This is a genomic window from Bartonella sp. AP72JLCBS, assembly GCF_042195705.1.
In the GTDB taxonomy this organism is placed as follows: domain Bacteria; phylum Pseudomonadota; class Alphaproteobacteria; order Rhizobiales; family Rhizobiaceae; genus Bartonella.
Genome location: NZ_JBHIOU010000095.1, coordinates 1 through 827 on the forward strand (window position 1 = coordinate 1; position 827 = coordinate 827).

General features: G+C 41.2%; 1 protein-coding gene. It reads left to right on the plus strand.

The features are described 5' to 3' along the window. The coding region (locus ACFILO_RS09575) for a tyrosine-type recombinase/integrase (RefSeq protein ID WP_375678224.1) at positions 1–827 on the plus strand (827 nt) is incomplete at both ends.

An 827-nucleotide genomic window follows, 5' to 3' on the forward strand; every position in this document is an offset into this window, starting at 1 on the left:
CGTCGTGAAATGGGCTTGGGAGCGTTGCGAGATGTCTCTTTAAAACAAGCCCGTGAATTGGCAACTGGGTGGCGTTCGGTTTTACGTGAGGGGCGTGACCCCATTAAAGAACGCAATAAACAAAAGCGTGAGGCAATAAGCAATCTTCATTACTTAAAAGATATTGCCGTAGATGCTTTTGAAAGTCGGAAAGCTGAATTAAAAGATGATGGTAAGGCTTGTGATTGGTTTTCACCTTTACGTCTTTATATTCTCCCTAAATTAGGCTGTCTACCCGTTTCAGAGATTACTCAAACAGAGATACGCAATACTCTTGCCCCTATTTGGCATACAAAAGCTGCAACAGCAGAGAAAGCATTGATACGTCTTAATCTTTGTCTTAAACATGCGGCTGCATTAGGTTTGAATGTTGATTTACAAGCAACAGAAAAAGCACGCGCGCTCTTAGGCAAACAACGCCATAAAACGCAAAATTTTCCAGCTATGGATTGGAGAAAGGTTCCGGCTTTTTATAAAACACTTTGCGAAACAACAACAATGACACAACTGGCTTTACGTTTGCTTATTCTGACAGGCGTTCGTACTTTTCCTTTATGTCATATCCATAAAGATCAAGTTGATGGAGATATCTGGACTATCCCTGCTGAAAATATGAAAGGTTTGCGTGATACAACAAAAGAGTTTCGCGTGCCTTTATCATCTGAAGCATTAGAAATCTTAAAACAAGCGCGCCTTTTATCACGCAATGATTTCTTCTTTTCTGCAACAGGTCGCGGTCCCCTCGCGCATAGGTGTATGGCTCAATATATGAAACGTATTGGACTTGA